Origin of the sequence: Phyllobacterium chamaecytisi, assembly GCF_020164455.1 — a bacterium.
Taxonomy (GTDB): Bacteria; Pseudomonadota; Alphaproteobacteria; order Rhizobiales; family Rhizobiaceae; genus Phyllobacterium; species Phyllobacterium chamaecytisi.
The window spans coordinates 131,647-147,853 of the sequence record NZ_JAIQWW010000009.1 but is presented as its reverse complement, the minus strand read 5'-3'; the positions used below and the strand labels follow the sequence as shown (position 1 = coordinate 147,853).

The 16,207-nt window shown below is 56.1% G+C and carries 14 protein-coding genes and 1 pseudogene; 6 read left to right on the top strand and 9 right to left on the bottom strand.

Annotated features, from left to right (window positions below; translation table 11 throughout):
• Window positions 1-7: 7 nt before the first annotated feature.
• From LB462_RS15860 to LB462_RS15845, 4 genes are all read right to left on the bottom strand, one after another.
• Window positions 8-574, bottom strand: a complete 567-nt coding sequence (locus LB462_RS15860) for a hypothetical protein (RefSeq protein WP_224509728.1) — start codon at window positions 572-574, stop codon at window positions 8-10.
• Window positions 575-599: 25 nt separating this feature from the next.
• Window positions 600-2,036: a DUF2272 domain-containing protein gene (locus LB462_RS15855; protein WP_224509725.1), complete on the bottom strand. Its 1,437-nt coding sequence runs from the start codon at window positions 2,034-2,036 to the stop codon at window positions 600-602.
• A 13-nt stretch (window positions 2,037-2,049) separates the two neighbouring features.
• Window positions 2,050-2,694: a hypothetical protein gene (locus LB462_RS15850; RefSeq protein WP_224509722.1), complete on the bottom strand. Its 645-nt coding sequence runs from the start codon at window positions 2,692-2,694 to the stop codon at window positions 2,050-2,052.
• Between the two features lie 857 nt (window positions 2,695-3,551).
• Window positions 3,552-4,370 (bottom strand): alpha/beta fold hydrolase, encoded by an 819-nt coding sequence (locus tag LB462_RS15845; RefSeq protein ID WP_224509949.1) that lies wholly within the window; start codon window positions 4,368-4,370, stop codon window positions 3,552-3,554.
• Here LB462_RS15845 and LB462_RS15840 point away from each other — a divergent pair.
• Complete coding sequence (locus tag LB462_RS15840) at window positions 4,365-4,595, top strand: hypothetical protein (RefSeq protein WP_224509719.1); 231 nt, start codon at window positions 4,365-4,367, stop codon at window positions 4,593-4,595. The genes LB462_RS15845 and LB462_RS15840 overlap by 6 nt on opposite strands.
• A 165-nt stretch (window positions 4,596-4,760) precedes the next feature.
• Here the strand turns inward: LB462_RS15840 and LB462_RS15835 are convergent, their stop codons facing one another.
• Window positions 4,761-5,309 (bottom strand): GNAT family N-acetyltransferase, encoded by a 549-nt coding sequence (locus tag LB462_RS15835; protein WP_224509717.1) that lies wholly within the window; start codon window positions 5,307-5,309, stop codon window positions 4,761-4,763.
• A 227-nt stretch (window positions 5,310-5,536) separates the two neighbouring features.
• Window positions 5,537-6,394 carry an alpha/beta hydrolase family protein gene (locus LB462_RS15830; RefSeq protein ID WP_224509714.1) on the bottom strand — a complete coding sequence of 286 codons (858 nt, stop codon included), beginning with the start codon at window positions 6,392-6,394 and terminating at the stop codon, window positions 5,537-5,539.
• A gap of 206 nt (window positions 6,395-6,600) precedes the next feature.
• Between LB462_RS15830 and LB462_RS15825 the strand changes: the two genes are divergently transcribed.
• The 5 genes from LB462_RS15825 to LB462_RS15805 all read left to right on the top strand — a co-directional run bounded on the left by LB462_RS15825 (window position 6,601) and on the right by LB462_RS15805 (window position 13,782).
• Entirely contained in the window at window positions 6,601-8,538 is a 1,938-nt protein-coding gene (locus tag LB462_RS15825; protein WP_224509711.1) for an HAD hydrolase family protein, read from the top strand.
• On the top strand, window positions 8,535-9,671 hold the full coding sequence (locus tag LB462_RS15820) for a phosphoribosyltransferase-like protein (RefSeq protein WP_224509708.1): 1,137 nt from the start codon (window positions 8,535-8,537) through the stop codon (window positions 9,669-9,671). The genes LB462_RS15825 and LB462_RS15820 overlap by 4 nt, the downstream gene beginning before the upstream one ends.
• Window positions 9,672-9,674: 3 nt before the next feature.
• Window positions 9,675-11,594: a hypothetical protein gene (locus LB462_RS15815; protein ID WP_224509706.1), complete on the top strand. Its 1,920-nt coding sequence runs from the start codon at window positions 9,675-9,677 to the stop codon at window positions 11,592-11,594.
• A 92-nt stretch (window positions 11,595-11,686) separates the two neighbouring features.
• Window positions 11,687-12,706, top strand: a complete 1,020-nt coding sequence (locus LB462_RS15810; RefSeq protein ID WP_224509704.1) for a hypothetical protein — start codon at window positions 11,687-11,689, stop codon at window positions 12,704-12,706.
• Entirely contained in the window at window positions 12,703-13,782 is a 1,080-nt protein-coding gene (locus LB462_RS15805; RefSeq protein ID WP_224509701.1) for a carbohydrate kinase family protein, read from the top strand. Before LB462_RS15810 ends, LB462_RS15805 begins: the two co-directional genes overlap by 4 nt.
• A 249-nt stretch (window positions 13,783-14,031) precedes the next feature.
• On the opposite strand, the pseudogene LB462_RS15800 reads toward LB462_RS15805, so the two are convergent.
• The 3 genes and pseudogenes from LB462_RS15800 to LB462_RS15790 form a co-directional block, all read right to left on the bottom strand.
• A pseudogene (locus LB462_RS15800) lies at window positions 14,032-14,175 on the bottom strand (LLM class flavin-dependent oxidoreductase); the annotation flags it as partial.
• A gap of 151 nt (window positions 14,176-14,326) precedes the next feature.
• Entirely contained in the window at window positions 14,327-15,268 is a 942-nt protein-coding gene (locus tag LB462_RS15795; RefSeq protein ID WP_224509698.1) for a nucleoside hydrolase, read from the bottom strand.
• Between the two features lie 2 nt (window positions 15,269-15,270).
• A complete protein-coding gene (locus LB462_RS15790) occupies window positions 15,271-16,206 on the bottom strand; it encodes an amidohydrolase family protein (protein ID WP_224509695.1) in 936 nt (311 codons plus the stop codon).
• Between the last annotated feature and the right edge of the window lies 1 nt (window position 16,207).

Below are 16,207 nucleotides of genomic sequence, written 5' to 3'. Positions count from 1 at the left end.
ACATACCTTACGATTTGGGGGGAGCTTCACCCATCTTGAGACCAACAAGCATCATTACGTAAACTGAGAGGGTGCCTGCAGTATTGAGAAAGAACTGGCTGATTGCCTCACTGTCTGGTACCTCGATGTTCGACGTAGCGATGCTGAAAAGCAAAGCATTCACGATGCACGCAAAAACAGCCAACAACGGAATCAGAAATAAAACCGCTGACCAACTCGTCATAAAAATGCTTCGATAATTGACCGCGGTCAGTGCCGTGGCCACCGGCAGCAACATCTGCGTTATCGTGTTGGTGTAGTTCTTGGGATCGGCGGAAACCGTTTTGATCGCGTTGACAATAACGCCTTCAATCAAGCCCGACTGGGTAAAAAAGACGTAATAGACAAAAAAGCCGAAGACAACGATAACCGGGCCACAATAAAACAGAAGCAACATCACCAAAAGCAGCAACTGCGGTGAGTAAGCGCTTGTGGCATCCGGTTGTTTTGCCCCGTCTTCCGGGGCATCCTCTAGAGCTGGGTCTTTAGCGCCTTCTGCTGCCGGTGTACCAGGGGTTAATGTAAATGTTGGCATTACTTTGTTCCTTCACTCGCCTAAACTAACCAATCAGCGCCATCCCCAAACCTTTATCCAGCATTGCCTGCACTTTTGAAGCAGCCTCCCCCTTCGTGATGATGCCATCGGAATTCACGTCCAGTCCGCTATTCTGCGAGTATTGCACGCTGCCCCTGGCAAACAGCGTCGTCGAATCCGAGTCTCCCACGGCGGCTGGCCAGAGAATGGCCATGTATACGTCGGAGAGACCTCTGAGTTTGCCGGTGAAGCGCTCAAAATATTTTGCCACGAAGTCCATCTGGCGTACGGCGTTCATACCTGCCAGCTGTTCTATGGATGTGCCAAGGTCTCGCGCAGTAGTTGGCATGAATTGAATTAAGCCCGTCGCTTTACTTATCCTATTTTGTATTTTGGGTGAAAATGTCTGGCCAGTCTCAAATGCCATTGCTGAGACCAGGTGGTTGGGATCGCACTGCAGCCCCTGCGCTACCTCAATGATCTTTGCCTTTAACGCTGGATCAAGAACTTTTCCCCACGCGATTTGCATTGCGCTGCTGCGATCGCGACCTGAAGGCAAACTGATAGCGTCTGCTTGCAGCGCTGCTGGTGGAGTGGCTAAGTTTGCTGGCGAGTCGATCCTGCATTGCATTAGAGCAAAAAGGTTCTCGCCGTTCACCACGATAGGAAAGAGGTAACCGTCAGGTCTGAGAGGCAACGGCCGCTTGGTGACCGAATTCCCGACATTGCCGCCGATAATCCAGACCTTGTCTGCTTCCACGCTGACTACAATATCCGAGTGACCGTGGTAATTGCCTTGCTGTTGGTTGTCATAGTCGATGCCGGGTTCTCGTCCCCAACACACTATGTCGCCGACTGCAGGCTTTTGTTCGTTTAGCCGCCATCCCCAATAACCAGCCGCTTCACGACTACTTAAACGATCCCGAATGGCTTGATAGATGAATACCGCATGAAGGGTTGAATAGCGAAACCTGTCTTCGGCACCCGACATCTTCATGATCCAAGAAGTGAACGCAGCCGACCAGGGCATCCCGATATTAAGCCCATCAACTCCATGTGTGCCCGTCCCGTCGAGCCAATAGACACCAATCCGCTGATAAAATCCGTCTTCCTGTTCCTTGCGACCAATTTTGATCGCTCGGCCGTCTACGTCGTATTGTTGATTTCCAAAAAAGTTCCACTCGTTGGTCGCTCTGCTAATCGCCTGAGATTTAAAGGAATTTCCCCCCGCTTCGGCGTCCTCGACCAGGCCGTTCACTTGCGGATATATATCCCGGCTCGGACCATCTGGTTCAATTTGCGCTACCGCAGGCGCATCCTTGTCCGGATAGGTTGCAACGAGGGTTAACTTACCAGAGTCCGACGGAACCAGTACAACCGACGCCCCCTCTCCCTCAAAAATGACCTTCAATTGATTTGCTTCCTCAGCACTTAGATCACGCACGACAACTGGCCCCGGCATAGCTTTCCGCTCCCTAATTTGACAGCCCGGCATCGCGTGCTAGTTGCGCCGCTTCTGAGCTATACGTTGGATTTGAAATGACAATTTCCAAGCGCTCGGTGACCCCTCGTCGCTTCAGAAGGGATTTGAGCTTTTCTGCCTGAGCAGCATTATATTTCCCGTTTTGGACCAAGGAGTTTCGAAGCAACACAGATGCGCTATCACGGGACAAACTGTAGACGATTGCCGCCTCCTTATCGTCCTGAGCGAGCTGCTCGGCGGCGCTAACAGTCGCATTGGCTTTTATCACCCCACCTGTTAGAGTGCCTGCTCGGTAATATTCCTCGATGTCAGACAAAGCGAATGCAAGCGGGTAGTCACTGTCGCTCTGCCTCATCCGTCGAATTATGAGGCTGGCGACAGCGGCCCGATTGGCGCGCATCTGCGTTTGAAGCAGTTGCGTTGTTTGCTTGAAGAGAACGGAATCGTTGAAGTTGGCAGTCGTCGCATTAAGGAACGACGCCGAACCAGTGAGTATATTTTTCGTGCCAACCGGTGTAATCAGAGTCGCCGTTGTTGTCGCCGCGTTTGCGGCTGTGCTGGATAGAAAGCCAAACGTTTGTGACTCGGTGGTTAAAGATGCTTCATAAGCCGTATACGCCACGTCAATCGCATACATTCTCGCGGCTATCAGGTTGTTTCGATACGCAATTCGCGCTGGCCCGGTAAATCCCATGTAAGAACTAAAGTCGACATGACCGAATTGAGATCTAATGGTGGCAGTTTCTTCTGAGACTGGCATTAGTCGCTGGGGACCTGACTGAAGCGAAGGTGTACAAGCGACACATATCGTCAGCGCAAGCATTGGCACTACCCGCAATAATTTTGCGGTGCTTGGCACGCAACTCATCGATCGCACAAACGATGTTGCGCAGACGATCTGACACACATTTGATATATTTCCCCCTATAGGAAGAGGAAGCTCCAATAAATATACTTTGGTGTCAAGTAAATTCTCTGGATAAGTTTGTTATTATGCTTGGATTATAATGATGTACATCCTTCGATTTAGATCATTACGCTTACGGTTTTTTAAAAAATGTCCTTAGTTGACATATTTTGCCGACAAATCTTAAGTACAACGTATAAGTTTTCTCTAAATATAGGGATTAAAAATATATCTGCGGTGACTTTGCGACGAAGCGATATAGAGTGGTGATATCATGTGCGTTAAAAATGGTTAACACGATAAGATGATGAACATGTCACAATTACGAAGCAATATAAGTTCTATTGGATATTGTCAGAACACACACGCTTACCCCGAAACTTGCACTTTTTCTCGATATAACACCGTGCCTTTCTATGGATTTGCGCTGGATGCATAAGTCCGGGAGCGGAGATAGCAATTTAGACGGGCGGCATTGGAGCCTGAATCCGTCGTTGGCCACAATTAGGTTCATAATGCGCTCGTCATTTCGTCTTCTTCTTGCAACGAACGCACTTCGGGCGGGTGTGCCCGCTTTGGATCACCGCCTAAAACAGGCTTAAACCCAGCACCTGCGTGCTTTTTCCTCCGCGTTGGCTCCCCCTCAATAACGATCCACGTGCCAATTTGCACATTGACGTGAACATGGCGATCGTGATCAGCGGTCCTCCTATGTCCAGGCGGCCGTGGATCAAGATACCGGGAATGCCAGAAAGAAGGCCCGCGTTCCGAATCAGAATACCATCCTCAAGCCATCCCTTGTGCCGCCAGTAGTGCGTGACGAGACGGGCAAAGCCTAGTCGAAATGAAGCGTTCTCCCAGCGAGGATGTGGCTTGTGGTTTGAATGCACCGCTACGATGGCCATTTCCCAGTCAGCCCAACAGCGTGCGGCCTTATCGCGAACGGCGGGATCAGGACTCATCAGCAGATGGTGATAAGCCTCGGCAAGATTGCCACCGCAGTCCACTGCGGCAGCACCATCGCGAAACCGCTCCCACGCCTCCGGAAAGAACATGCCAACCCCGCGGGTCATCCAGTCAATTTCTTGAGCAGTTGTTGTCGCGATACTATAGAGCACCATTTGTGTGACGTGGGCAGGATACCGCTGCGCATGGGCCAGTGCCAACGTCGATCCCCAAGAACCGCCGAGCACCAACCATCTGTCAATGTCGAGATGCCGGCGCAGCCGTTCAATATCAGCGAGAAGATGGTCTGTCGTATTGGTGGAAAGATCGACGTTCGATTCGCTGGCATGCGGAGTGCTTTTGCCCGAACCGCGTTGATCGAATAAAACAATACGATAAACTTCTGGGTTGAAGTAGCGCCGAGCCGTTGCTGAAGAACCAGAGCCTGGACCGCCATGCAGAACAAGGGCGGGCTTGCCGGATGGGTTGCCACAGACCTCTCAGTAGACACAATGACCGTCACCGACATCAAGCTGGCCCGTGGCGTACGGTTCTATGTGTGGGTAAAGGACGGTCATCAACGTCGATATAGATCGTTCCTGTATTACTTTTACGACGACCGCCACCGCCTGCACCGCTATCAGCGTTGGTCAGTTGCGGACGGCGAAAAACGCGCAAAATCATAGGGCATTGCTAGTATCAACGATTGGTCCTTGTGTGGGTACTTGTTGTCATTGGCCACCCTTGATGCCAAGCTGGCTACCCGTCGCATCCACAGCACCTCTCGGGTCGGCGATCTTGCAAATCAGGCGTCTGCGACAGTCAGACAGTGGGCTAATATCGATCACCAATCAGCAGCGCAAGCGAGCCATGCCAAGAGCATCGACAAAGGTTCCCGCCTTGAATGCGTAGGATCGCCGTACCCCCTCGCGTTCGAAGCCGAATTTTTCGTATAAACGGATCGCTGGAGCGTTGTCAGTGTAGACCGTCAGCTCAAGACGTTTAAACGCTAGCCAGTTGTCAGCTGCGTCGATCAGCTCTCCTATCAGCGCCGTGCCGATTCCTTTCCCAACATGATCGTCATGCACACCGATCCCCAACTCGGCAGCATGAGCACGGCGTCCAGAGTAAGGATGAAGACCAGCCTGACCGACTATGACACCATCAATCAGAGCGACGATGCTGAGCGAATTCGGCCCTTGGCTTTCCAGCCATTTCTTCGTCTGTTCGGGTCGTTGATACGGCAGACGTAGCGTGCCGGCCCGAAAGCCCGGTAGATTTATCAGAGCTGACAGGCCCTCAAAGTCTTCAATGCGCGTTGCTCGGATCGACAGCCCAGGTGGCTGCCTCTCGGCGAGCGGCTTTAAAACGTCGGATGACTGGTCGGTATTTTGGTTCATGGTCGCTCTCCATTTCTGTGAGGGAGGAGAGCGGAGTGTTGCGACCCTGCTCGCCTCCGCAGGGTTCGCAGGTTGATCGATCGCGACTAACGCAACGCCACTCCCGCACACCCTTCAAGGTGCGAGGTCATGAGTATGATGGCGATGCGAGCGTTGATCATGGACCAATGATAGCGAATCCGGACCGTTCAGCAAGAGTAGCTGAAAAATCAGGATATTCGCGACATTTAAAGACCGTCAATCAGTTCACGTCCCGCCAAGAACCGGATGGACGAACCTGCAAGATCATCCCCAGCGGGTTCGCATAGGCCCCCGAGGTGTTGGGCCAAGAATGCCTCCACCACAGCATGGTAAGAGCGACGGTTTTCCATCCGTTGAACACCGTGCCCCTCATCGGGATAGAGGACGTAGGTGACCGGGATGCCGTGCCTTTGCATGGCGGAGACGATTTGCTCCGATTCCGACGCCTTGACCCGAACATCATTCGCGCCCTGCACAATGAGCAGCGGTCTTTCAATTCGATCGACATGATTTAGGGGCGCGCGTTCCTCCAGAAAGCGCCGGCCCTCTTCCGTACTGAAATCTCCAAGCCGAGACCTGTAAACAGATTTCCGCGTTTTCCAGTATTCGGGGATTGTATCGAGGAACGTTAAAAGATTAGAGATGCCAACCAAATCCACGGCGCAAGCGAACTTGTCAGGGGTCAAGGTGAGACCTGCAAGAGCCGCATAGCCCCCGTAGCTGCCGCCCATGATGGCGATGCGGTCAGGATCGGCGATCCCTTCCGACACCGCCCAATCGACAGCATCAATGAGATCCGTCTGCATCTTGCCGCCCCACTCTTTGTTCGCGGCATTGAGGAAAGCCTTGCCGAACCCTGTAGAGCCTCTGAAATTGACGCTCAGAACGGCGTATCCACGGTTCGCCAGCCATTGGTGTGTCGGATTTAGGCCCCATCGATCTCTCATCCACGGTCCGCCGTGAACGACAAGCACTATCGGCAAGGGCCCGGATGCTATGGATGGCCGAGACAAATAGCAGACAAGTTCAAGGCCATCCCTTGCCTTCACGATAACCGGTTCCATGCGTGCTAAAGCAAAGGTTTCTAGCTTGGGCTGCGCGCGCCTATGAAGGCGCTTCTCACCTCATTCTATAGTTGTTGATTGTTGTATCCTTCCGGGAGCCGCGCATTGTAAGTTACTAAAGATTCGATCAATCTCCCGAAGAACGATCCCCGTGCGTCGATGGTCGGGACCTTTCCAAAATAACATTCAACATCGACAGGACTATCATGGCCAGACCGTACGCCACCGAAATGGAGCATCTCGATGAAACCTTCGAATGGGCAAAAAACGTCGAAATCGACGCCCTCAGGGCGGCGGTGCGGGTGGCCGCAACGCTTCCGCTCCAGGCGATCGGATCGGGTGGCTCCCTCACAGCCGCGCATGCCCTTGTATATCTTCACCAGCACTTGGCAGGGCGACTGGCAACAGTATCAACGCCACTAGAAGCGGTCAGCGAACAGCTAGGGGGACTATCGCACTGGCTAATTAGTGCTGGGGGCCGCAACGTCGACATCGTCGCTGCAGCTAAGACCCTGCTTCTTTACGAGCCAAAGCAACTTACGGCCATGTGCGGTCGCCTCGACAGTCCGTTGTCCGATCTCTGCCACAGCCACCCCTATTCCGATCTACTGGTTTTTCCCCCACCTGCAGGCAAAGACGGGTTCTTGGCGACAAACTCACTCCTCGGCTTCGTCGCCCTGTTGACGAGAGCGTACGCCCTCGAATTCGGCGATGGTGATCTATGGGATCACTGTGCCTCGGAAGTCAGCAGCCTCCTTCAGTCCAGCGCTTCCTCGGCTTTTTCTTGGCGGAGTGAGACAGACGGACTTTGGCCCCGCAGCACCACACTTGTCGTTCATGGTCCGACGACCAAAGTCGGCGCGATCGACCTTGAATCGAAGTTCACGGAAGCGGCTCTTGGTAACCTGCAAATCGCCGACTACCGCAACTTTGCGCATGGCCGTCACCATTGGCTGGCAAAGCGCGGCGAGGCGAGTGCCATCCTTGCCTTCATTTCGGATGATGATCGGGAACTTGCGCATCGGACGCTCGCACTCATCCCAGATGGTATTCCGATCGCAACCATTTCTCTATCGGGCCGTCCTGCTGCCGCCATGCTGTCGTCGCTTGTCGCTGCGCTACGCATCACTGAATGGGCGGGAATTGCCCGCGGCATCGATCCCGGCCGTCCTGGAGTCCCAGATTTTGGCCGCAAGCTTTACAATTTGCCTCTTCCGCGACCACGTCCGAAAACTATGCCTGTTGCGCTCAGTCCGCGTGAAGAAGCTGCGATAAGGCGGAAAGCCGGAAAGCCTGCGGCGAGCATGCATCGTGACGAGCTGATAAGGTGGAAGAAGGCGGCCATAGCCTTCCGATCTCAACTCGTAGGCAAGGACTTCTCCGCGATCTGTTTCGACTATGACGGAACATTGGTGGACACGCGCCATCGCTTTCACCGCCCAATCGAACGGGTCAAAGATGAGATTGTCCGGCTGATTGAAAGCGGCGGTCGGGTAGCGATCGCCACCGGTCGTGGTGCTTCGGTTGGGCGTGATCTTCGCGACACGCTCCCGAAGCAGTATTGGAACGACATCCTTGTTGGCTATTACAACGGGGCGGACATTGCCCTTCTCGCCGAACCTACTGCCCCAGATGGAACAGCCGCTTGCTGCCCGGAGCTTGCGCCACTCGCCGCCGCCTTGCGTACCCACCCTGAGCTTGGGGAATGGGCAAAGCAGACCGACCGTCCTTTCCAGATTACGCTTGAAACAGAAGGCGCCGTCCCAGAGGGACGGCTGTGGGATCTGGCCTATCAGGTCATCATTGCAGCCGGCGCTTCCGGCGTCAAAGTGACTCGGTCCAGCCATTCGGTCGATATCGTCGCTGCTGCAGTCTCAAAGCTCAATGTCGTTCAGCGATTACAGCAAGAGGTCGGTGGCGGCAGCGTTTTGGCCATCGGTGATCGCGGCCGCTGGCCGGGAAACGATCACGAACTTTTGGATAGCGTCGACAGTCTGAGCGTGGACGAGACTAGCGTCGATCCGGCACGTTGTTGGAATTTCGCCAGCGGCGGCCAGCGTGGCGTTGAGGCAACGCTCGAATATCTCCAGCTCCTTGTCATGCGAAACGGGCGACTGAGGTTCGAAGAGGGCGCGTTTGTATGAATGAAGACCTCGGGCTGAAAATCCTCAGCGAGATTATGGCGTGGGACGACGAACAGGCTCGCAGGGAATTCGCATGGCTTCGCCTGATGTCCAGGCTCAAATATGATGGCTATCGCGATTTTCAGGCCGGGATGCGATTCATCGAAAGTCTCGCGACCTGGCTGCAGCAATTTGAAAAGATAGAACGGCCGACCGCCTACTCCTTTGTCCGGGACGTGCTTGTTTACGTCGGGCCGAATGAAATGAACCGGTTGGTGGAGCAGCTCTATCCGGCAGCCGTGCGCGAGCAAATCGTGGGTATGGTTGCGCGGGAAAGGTCCATTCCACGCTACCGGGTCCTGGCCGACGATCAAGCCCGGGCCGCTGTGGAGCGACTGCGGAAACAGACTCTATTCATGGGGCTGAGCGACGGCGCCCATATCGATGGTATTCGCCACTCAACCGTTGGATTGTTGTCCAATGAACAATTTGTTTTGGCGACACAGCTCGACCAGCAGAAATGGCAAGACCTGGTCAAGGACCTTCGCGACCGTGTGGAGGATGAGACAGCCCGGTTCCGTCTCGTGTACCTTATCGACGATTTTGTTGGAACCGGAACCTCATTCCACCGGTGGAATGAGGACAAAAGCAAGTGGTCCGGAAAGCTGCAGCGGTTCAAGGAGTCGCTTGAGAGTGCTGTAAAGCTCATTGGAGAGCACGTTTGTGCGCCCGGCTGGGTTCTCTGCATCCATCACTACATCGCCACGGATGCCGGAGCGAAAGCCATGGAAGACAGGGTTAATGGTGCGCTCGAGCACCTTCAAACCAACGGGTGGGCAAAGGAAATCCGCTTCACGTATGGCTCCAAGTTGCCCGCGGAACTTCCCATCTACACTACGCAGCGTTTTGCCGATTTCATTGCTTTGACGAACAAGTATTACGATCCTGCAATCGAGACAAAGCACACGGCCATTGGCGGCGTCCCGCATATCGGGTTAGGTTACGGTGGCTGTGCCTTGCCAGTCGTGCTTGACCACAACACCCCCAATAATTCCGTCGCTCTTCTTTGGGCAGAAACCGAAGGCGGTGAGCGGGACGGAGAAAAAGCGCCGGCAATGCGTCCGTTATTCCGGCGCCGTCAGAGACATTCATAACCCATGGTCAATCCCTTCGAAAAACGCGCAACCGAATATCTTCGTGATGACGAGGCTTTCCTGGCCGTCGTCACGCCGGAGCCCTTGGCGACCTTCTTTCAAAAGCATGCAGAGCAGGGCAAGCTTTATGATCGCCTGACCACCATCGTCGGCACGCCGGGTAGTGGTAAGACGACGCTGGCGAGGCTGTTCCAGTATTCGACCTTGCGAACCCTGTTGCGCAACGGCGGACAGGATCTTTATGACGACCTGATCGATACGTTGGGCACGTGCGGCGCAATCCATGAGGGTATTCCCGCAGTCATTGGTGGGCGTGTGCCGCTTGAGGCAGAATATCGCGAGTTCTGGGAGTTTCCCTACCCCGAAGAATTGAAGAGCGCGCTGATGATTGCACTCTTGCAAGCCCGCACCGTGCTCGCCTGGTTGCGCAATGTTCAAACCTCCGGTGTTCGTCTCGACAATGTCGAGATCACGGCACGCCCTGATACCGAGGCGGCCCTGACCGCGATCGGTGGAACGAGCGGGCAGGGACTGCTCGCAAGGGCGCGAGAGATCGAGCTGGCAATCTACAATATATCGGCGGCGCTCGTTCCGCCTGATCTGAATGACATCGATCACGACGGAGCAGCTGCAGCCTATCGTCCATTCGACGTCATAGAAGCATTCAAGGTGAAGGATGGCAACCGTGTCCTTGCGCTCAAGCCGCTCGCCATCTTCGACGACGCACATAGTCTGCACCCGGCCCAATTTTCGTCTTTTCACCGCTGGTTGAGCCGCCGCGAGATGCGGGTGTCGCGGTGGGTCCTTACCCGTCTCGATGCATTGTCGCCATCAGACGTGCTTCTGGAAGAAAGTGAGGATCCGCAATCGGATGACCCTGGCCTCAAGAAATCACGCGAGACGACAACGATCTGGATGCAAAGCGGAGGCGATCGCGCCAATCAGCGCCGGGCCTTCCGCAAGATGGCCAAGGGCATGGCCAACCGTTACCTCGCGCAAATGGAGATATTCCGACGAAAGGGCTTAAGAGATCTCGGGAACCTTTTGGCGGTTCAAGTTGATCCGATCGCCCTGTCGAAGCAAGACAAGCTCATCGACCAGGTGGACGCCCTTCAACGGCGCTACAATATCACCTTCGAAAGACGTGCGATGTTGGAGGAGGAGATTGCCAATGCGCTGCGCGACAGCGGCGAAGATTGCCAGGAAATGCGGCTCGCTATGTTGGCGATCCTCATCCATCGCTACGTGAACCGTGTCCCCCAGCATGGCTTGTTCGAGGACGAGGGGCAGGATGTCGAGCCGTCCAGGCCGCTGGTTGCAGACGATAAGGTCTTTGAAGGTGCCAAGATTCACCTCATGCACAGGCAGGACCGGCCTTATTTTTACGGGATCGATCTGCTTTGCGATGCGGGTTCGGAAAACGCCGAGCAATTCCTTCAGCTCGCCTCCCGGCTGGTCGCGCAATCGGAAACGCAAGTCATTCGCTCGAAGTCACCCAGCCTTGCAGCTGCAAAACAACATAGTCTTTTGCGCGAACGGGCTGCGGAGATGATCCGCGAGTGGGACTTTCCTCATCACCAGCAGGTGCGCAAGCTCTGCCATGGCATTGCGATAGCCTGCATCAAGAAAAGCCTCGAGGGCAATGCGTCTCTTGGCGGGGGAGCGAACGCTTTCGGCATACCGCAGGATGAGTTCTTCGAAATTCCCCGCACCCATCCCGAGTTGGCCCGGATCTTGAAGTTTGGTATCGCATACAATGCATTCGTTCTAGTACCGAATCACGGAACCAAGAAAAAGCTTTGGGTCCTGATCGAGCTGGGCGGCGCACCGCTCCTGCATCACCGTCTGACGTTCAAACGAGGCGGTTTCTTGGAGCGGAGGACCAGCGACCTTGTGCGGATACTGGGGGAGGCGCAAAAGTGATCCATCGATGGCGGTGGGACCCCTGCATCTCGCACAGCGGACCCGAGGTAAGCACCTTTATCCGAGACTATTTTCATGGGGCGGATCGGAACGTGCTTCTAATCGCCGGTGCTGGTTTCGATCCCCGCGCAAAAGTGATTGCCGAGCAGATCGCTGCAACCAATGTTCCACGGCGCGGGATCTTTATGCGAGAAAACCGGCCAAATCCAGCCGGTCCCCTCGTCAGCCGTGCATCAGGCAACATCGAAGGCCTGGCATCGGCCTTTCCGGTGCACGAGATCGCCCAGATCCAGATATTCGAGACTGATCTGGCGGTTGTCGGGGGACGGAATGCTGCCAAGGTGGTGGCGCGTCAGAACTTCAATGGCGTGACAGACGTCGTCATCGATGTCAGCGCCTTGTCAGTTGGGACAAGCTTTCCGATCATCCGTCTGTTCGTCGAGCTGATCGCCAAAGGTCTGGCCCCTGCAAACCTGCATCTGTTCGTCGCCCACGATCCGGTCCTTGACGCAGCCATCACGCCCATAGCTGGAGATACGCCCGGCTATATCCATGGGTTTGTCGGAGGCGCGACGCTGGACAAGAACGGCAGCGCGGCAAAGCTCTGGTTGCCGCAGCTTGCAACCGGCCGCCGCGGTGCGCTCGGCAAACTTCACGAATTCGTCACGCCGCATGATACCTGCCCGATCCTGCCATTTCCGGCGCGAGATCCTCGGCTAGGCGACCGCCTAGCCGAGGAGTTTCTGACTGAGCTCGAGAGCGCATGGTCGGTGGACGCGCGCGATATTGTCTACGCAGATGAAACTGACCCACTCGACCTTTACAGGACGATCCTTCGCCTGAACGATCTGCGACGCCCTGTGTTTTCCGAAGTAGGCGGCTCTGTTACGGTCCTGTCGCCGCTTGGAAGCAAGGTCATGGCGCTTGGGGCGTTGATGGCCGCGCTGGAGCGGGATTTACCAATCGCTTACCTTGAGGCGTTAGGCTATGATTTGAACACGGCCGTTGCGGAAGTTGCCGGACCGCCCCATTTCGTCCATATCTGGTTGGAGGGGGATGTTTATCCGCAGCCTCGCCCGCCGTTGCACAATGAAAGGACGAACGCCCGATGAAGCCGACCGTCAACAGACCTAAAATATTCGGCACCGGTCTTGTTGCGTTAGATCTCGTAATGGGTGCTGATCCCAGTACTCCAGTGCAATCGTGGGCCGGCGGGACCTGCGGCAATGTGATGGCGATTATGGCCTATCTTGGCTGGGACGCCTTCCCAATTGCGCGGATGAATGGCGACCCGGCCTCGGAGCGCGCTCGCGCCGATTTCGGTGCTTGGAACGTTCATCTCGATTTCGCAAACTGCGCACCGACCGGCCATACGCCGATCATCATCCAGCAGATAAAGCAGGGCCGCGATGGCCAGCCAACGCACCGCTTCCTTTGGACGTGCCCCCATTGCGGTCAACGATTGCCTGGTTACAAGGCTGTCACTCAGGCAGCCGTCGATTCCATCGTTCCCAACCTCGATGGCTCGTCTGTTTTCTTTTTTGATCGCGTCTCCCGTGCTGCTTTGACACTTGCCAAGGAGGCTTCGGAGCGCGGAACGCTCGTAGTGTTCGAGCCGTCGGGAAAAAACGATGACCGTCTTTTCGCTGAGGCGATGGCGCTCGCTCACGTGGTCAAATATGCCGACCAGCGTTTGGCCGATGTAGGAGCAGCGATCACGAATGACCGAGCAGCCCTTGTCGAGATCCAGACAATGGGCGCTGACGGCCTGAGATATCGTGAGCGGCTGTCTGGCTCTCCCTCAGACTGGATGAGTGTCCCTGCATACCTGGCTCCGGCGCTGGTGGATAGCTGCGGCTCGGGTGACTGGTGTACAGGAGGTTTTCTGGCGAAAACCGCATCGCGCGGCCTCTCAGGCTTTCATCAACTCACGCCATCAAGCCTTCGAGAAGCACTTCGTTATGGGCAAGCCCTCGCCGCCTGGAATTGCGGTTTCGAGGGCGCGCGAGGCGGGATGTATATGGTTTCACAGCGTCACTTTGAGCGGCAGATCCATGCAATCCTGAAGGGCCGCCCGGCGCTGGTCGCGGTGGATGTCGCGATCGCCCCAGGGTCCCTCGTGGCGTGCCCCGCATGCGCTGAGGCTCGTCCCCATTCGAAGAGAACGAGTGCAAAATCTGCCGCATGAAGCAGTAGGAGTTTATTTGAATAGTCCTGTCTTAGTGTCGCGGCTGCGGACTACTTGCTTACATCACTCGACGATCAAACCAAATATGCACTAACAACGTAAAGATCCATCCGCGCGAGGCCCGGAAAGAGTTGAATCTCCGGGATTACTGACAAGTACCGAGATTTCCCCCCCATTCCGACGTCGGTAGTGAACCGTTCGAGCTGATAACAATGGCAAACTTACAAGGTACGCCATGGGGGTTCTGTTTGCTCGGTTCGCTTCGCCGTCAGCCCAGGCCTGCTCGGTGGTGTCACGCACCAGCGTGGTGATCCGCAACCCGAACTCCAACGCAGGGAGGTCGCGGTCCAATTCCTTGCTCAGTGCCTTGAGCCGCTCGATCCGCTCCTGAATAGTTCAGGAACCGCTACAGGTGCGACTGAGCATGGTGAGGAAACTGACGCGACCGAGACAAGGACGACGCAAGCCGTAACCTGCGGCCCGATCTTCCGCACGGGATCGAATGCTGATTGTCGAATGGGCGATCGTGAAAGACGCTGGTGGACTACGGTAGGCGCCCAATCAGCTTGGCGATCAGTTTGAAATAGGCGTCGGCGTCGCCGTCCGTCACGTACAGCACGTTTTTCGGTCGGTCGGTGACCTCCCAATAGTCGACCACCGTCATACCCAAAGTCAGTTCACCGCATATTTCGACCGACACGTTCACCTGTCGTCCTTTGAACATTCCGGGCTCGATCATGAAGGCCGGAACGGTCGGTCCGTGCAGCGGCGCGCCCATCCAGCCGTATTTCCGAAGGTCGAAGCTCTCGGAAAAGCCAAGCATGTTGGCCACGACTTTGCCGCCGCGGTTTCCGAGCCCTGCGAAGCACCGGAGCCGTTCGGGCGTGGAGAGCAGCTTGTGAGTCACATCGAGCGGCAGCATGACGGTCGGGATGCCCGCCTTCAGCACGATATCAGCAGCCTGGGGGTCGACATAGATGTTGAACTCGGCGCTCGGAGTGATGTTGCCGACTTCGAAATAAGCGCCGGCCATCATCACGATCTGGCCAATACGCTCGGCGATGTCTGGCGCCTTCACCAGCGCCATGGCAAGGTTGGTCAGCGGCGATTCGGAGAAGATCGAAACTTCGCCGGCCGGCTGCGCCCGCAGCGTCTCGACGATGAAGTCGACGCCGTGCTGCGCCCGCAACGCGACGGTGGGCTCGGGCAGGTCGGCGCCGTCGAGTCCAGTCGGCCCGTGGACGTGCTCCGCCGTAACCAGCGGTCTGCCGATCGGCCGCGGGCAGCCCGCAAAAACAGGCACATCCGTCCGTCCGGCGAGTTCGACGAGGGCACGTGCATTCCGCTGCGTCTTGTTTAGATCGATGTTGCCGGCAGATGTGACGATACCCAGGATGTTAAAGCTCTCTGGCGCCGCCAGCGCCATCAGTATGGCGACTGCCTGGTCTTGGCCTGGGTCAGTGATGATGATAACCTTGCGCGGCATAGCTAATCCTTGATGCGGTAGATGCGTTCGGCGTTGGCTGCGAACAGGGCGCGGCGCTCGTCGGCACTGAACGCGGCGGTGATGGTGTGGAATGCCTGCCAAACCGCGGCATAGGAGGAATAGAGCTTGTCGACCGGAAAGTTGCTAGCGAACATCGCGCGGCTTGACCCGAAGATGGCAATGATTTCCTCGACCACTGGCCGCAGGCTGTCGACAGTCCAATGGTGGTCGACCATTCCCAACCCAGAAATCTTCACTGTGATGTTGTCGTGACGGGCGAGCGCCCGCATACCCTTGCGCCACAGCGCAAAGCCTTCCGGGCTGCGGTCAACCGGCATGCCGCCGTGGTTCAGTACGATGCTCGTGCCTGAAAAGTCTCCAGCGAGCTTGTCGGCCTCGTCCATCTGATGAGAGTAGAGCTGGAGGTCGAAGGAGAGCCCCCTCGGTGCCAGCATGGCAAAGCCGCGGCGCCATTCCGGCGTTCGCATCAAGCCCTTCGGCGCGCCGAAGGTGAGCATGGAATCGGCGTGCCAGTTCATGATCTGGCGGACACCGCGCACACGACCGGATGCCGCCAAATGTCCGTCCAAGATAGCGGCGACATGATGGTCCTGCAGCTTGGCGTACGCGACGATGCCAGTAGGCAATCCGTGCTCGTACGCCTGCCGGTTGAGCCAACGTGTCTCGCCAATGGGATCGGTCGGGTCCCAGTCACACTGAAGATGCACGGTCTTGGTCACGGGAAGTGAGCCGAAGTCGGCGCGCAGGTCCCCGACCAGATAGCTGTGACGGATCGGCCTTATATCGCCGCAGACGAGTTGTGGCGGCGGTTCCTGTTGGAGCCACGGATAGCGATTGTTCTCCAGGTCCCACAGATGATGATGCGGGTCGACGATGGGCATATCCTGCGGCCAGTCCCGTGTCTGCTCGTCACTCATC

Excerpts from the sequence above, each read along its gene's own strand:
- LB462_RS15815 (WP_224509706.1), top strand. The coding sequence starts at position 9,675 with ATGGTCAATCCCTTCGAAAAACGCGCAACCGAATATCTTCGTGATGAC.
- LB462_RS15790 (WP_224509695.1), bottom strand. The coding sequence starts at position 16,206 with ATGAGTGACGAGCAGACACGGGACTGGCCGCAGGATATGCCCATCGTC.
- LB462_RS15830 (WP_224509714.1), bottom strand. The coding sequence starts at position 6,394 with ATGGAACCGGTTATCGTGAAGGCAAGGGATGGCCTTGAACTTGTCTGC.
- LB462_RS15850 (WP_224509722.1), bottom strand. The coding sequence starts at position 2,694 with ATGTATGCGATTGACGTGGCGTATACGGCTTATGAAGCATCTTTAACC.
- LB462_RS15860 (WP_224509728.1), bottom strand. The coding sequence starts at position 574 with ATGCCAACATTTACATTAACCCCTGGTACACCGGCAGCAGAAGGCGCT.
- LB462_RS15835 (WP_224509717.1), bottom strand. The coding sequence starts at position 5,309 with ATGAACCAAAATACCGACCAGTCATCCGACGTTTTAAAGCCGCTCGCC.
- LB462_RS15825 (WP_224509711.1), top strand. The coding sequence starts at position 6,601 with ATGGCCAGACCGTACGCCACCGAAATGGAGCATCTCGATGAAACCTTC.
- LB462_RS15855 (WP_224509725.1), bottom strand. The coding sequence starts at position 2,036 with ATGCCGGGGCCAGTTGTCGTGCGTGATCTAAGTGCTGAGGAAGCAAAT.
- LB462_RS15820 (WP_224509708.1), top strand. The coding sequence starts at position 8,535 with ATGAATGAAGACCTCGGGCTGAAAATCCTCAGCGAGATTATGGCGTGG.
- LB462_RS15805 (WP_224509701.1), top strand. The coding sequence starts at position 12,703 with ATGAAGCCGACCGTCAACAGACCTAAAATATTCGGCACCGGTCTTGTT.
- LB462_RS15840 (WP_224509719.1), top strand. The coding sequence starts at position 4,365 with ATGCAGAACAAGGGCGGGCTTGCCGGATGGGTTGCCACAGACCTCTCA.
- LB462_RS15795 (WP_224509698.1), bottom strand. The coding sequence starts at position 15,268 with ATGCCGCGCAAGGTTATCATCATCACTGACCCAGGCCAAGACCAGGCA.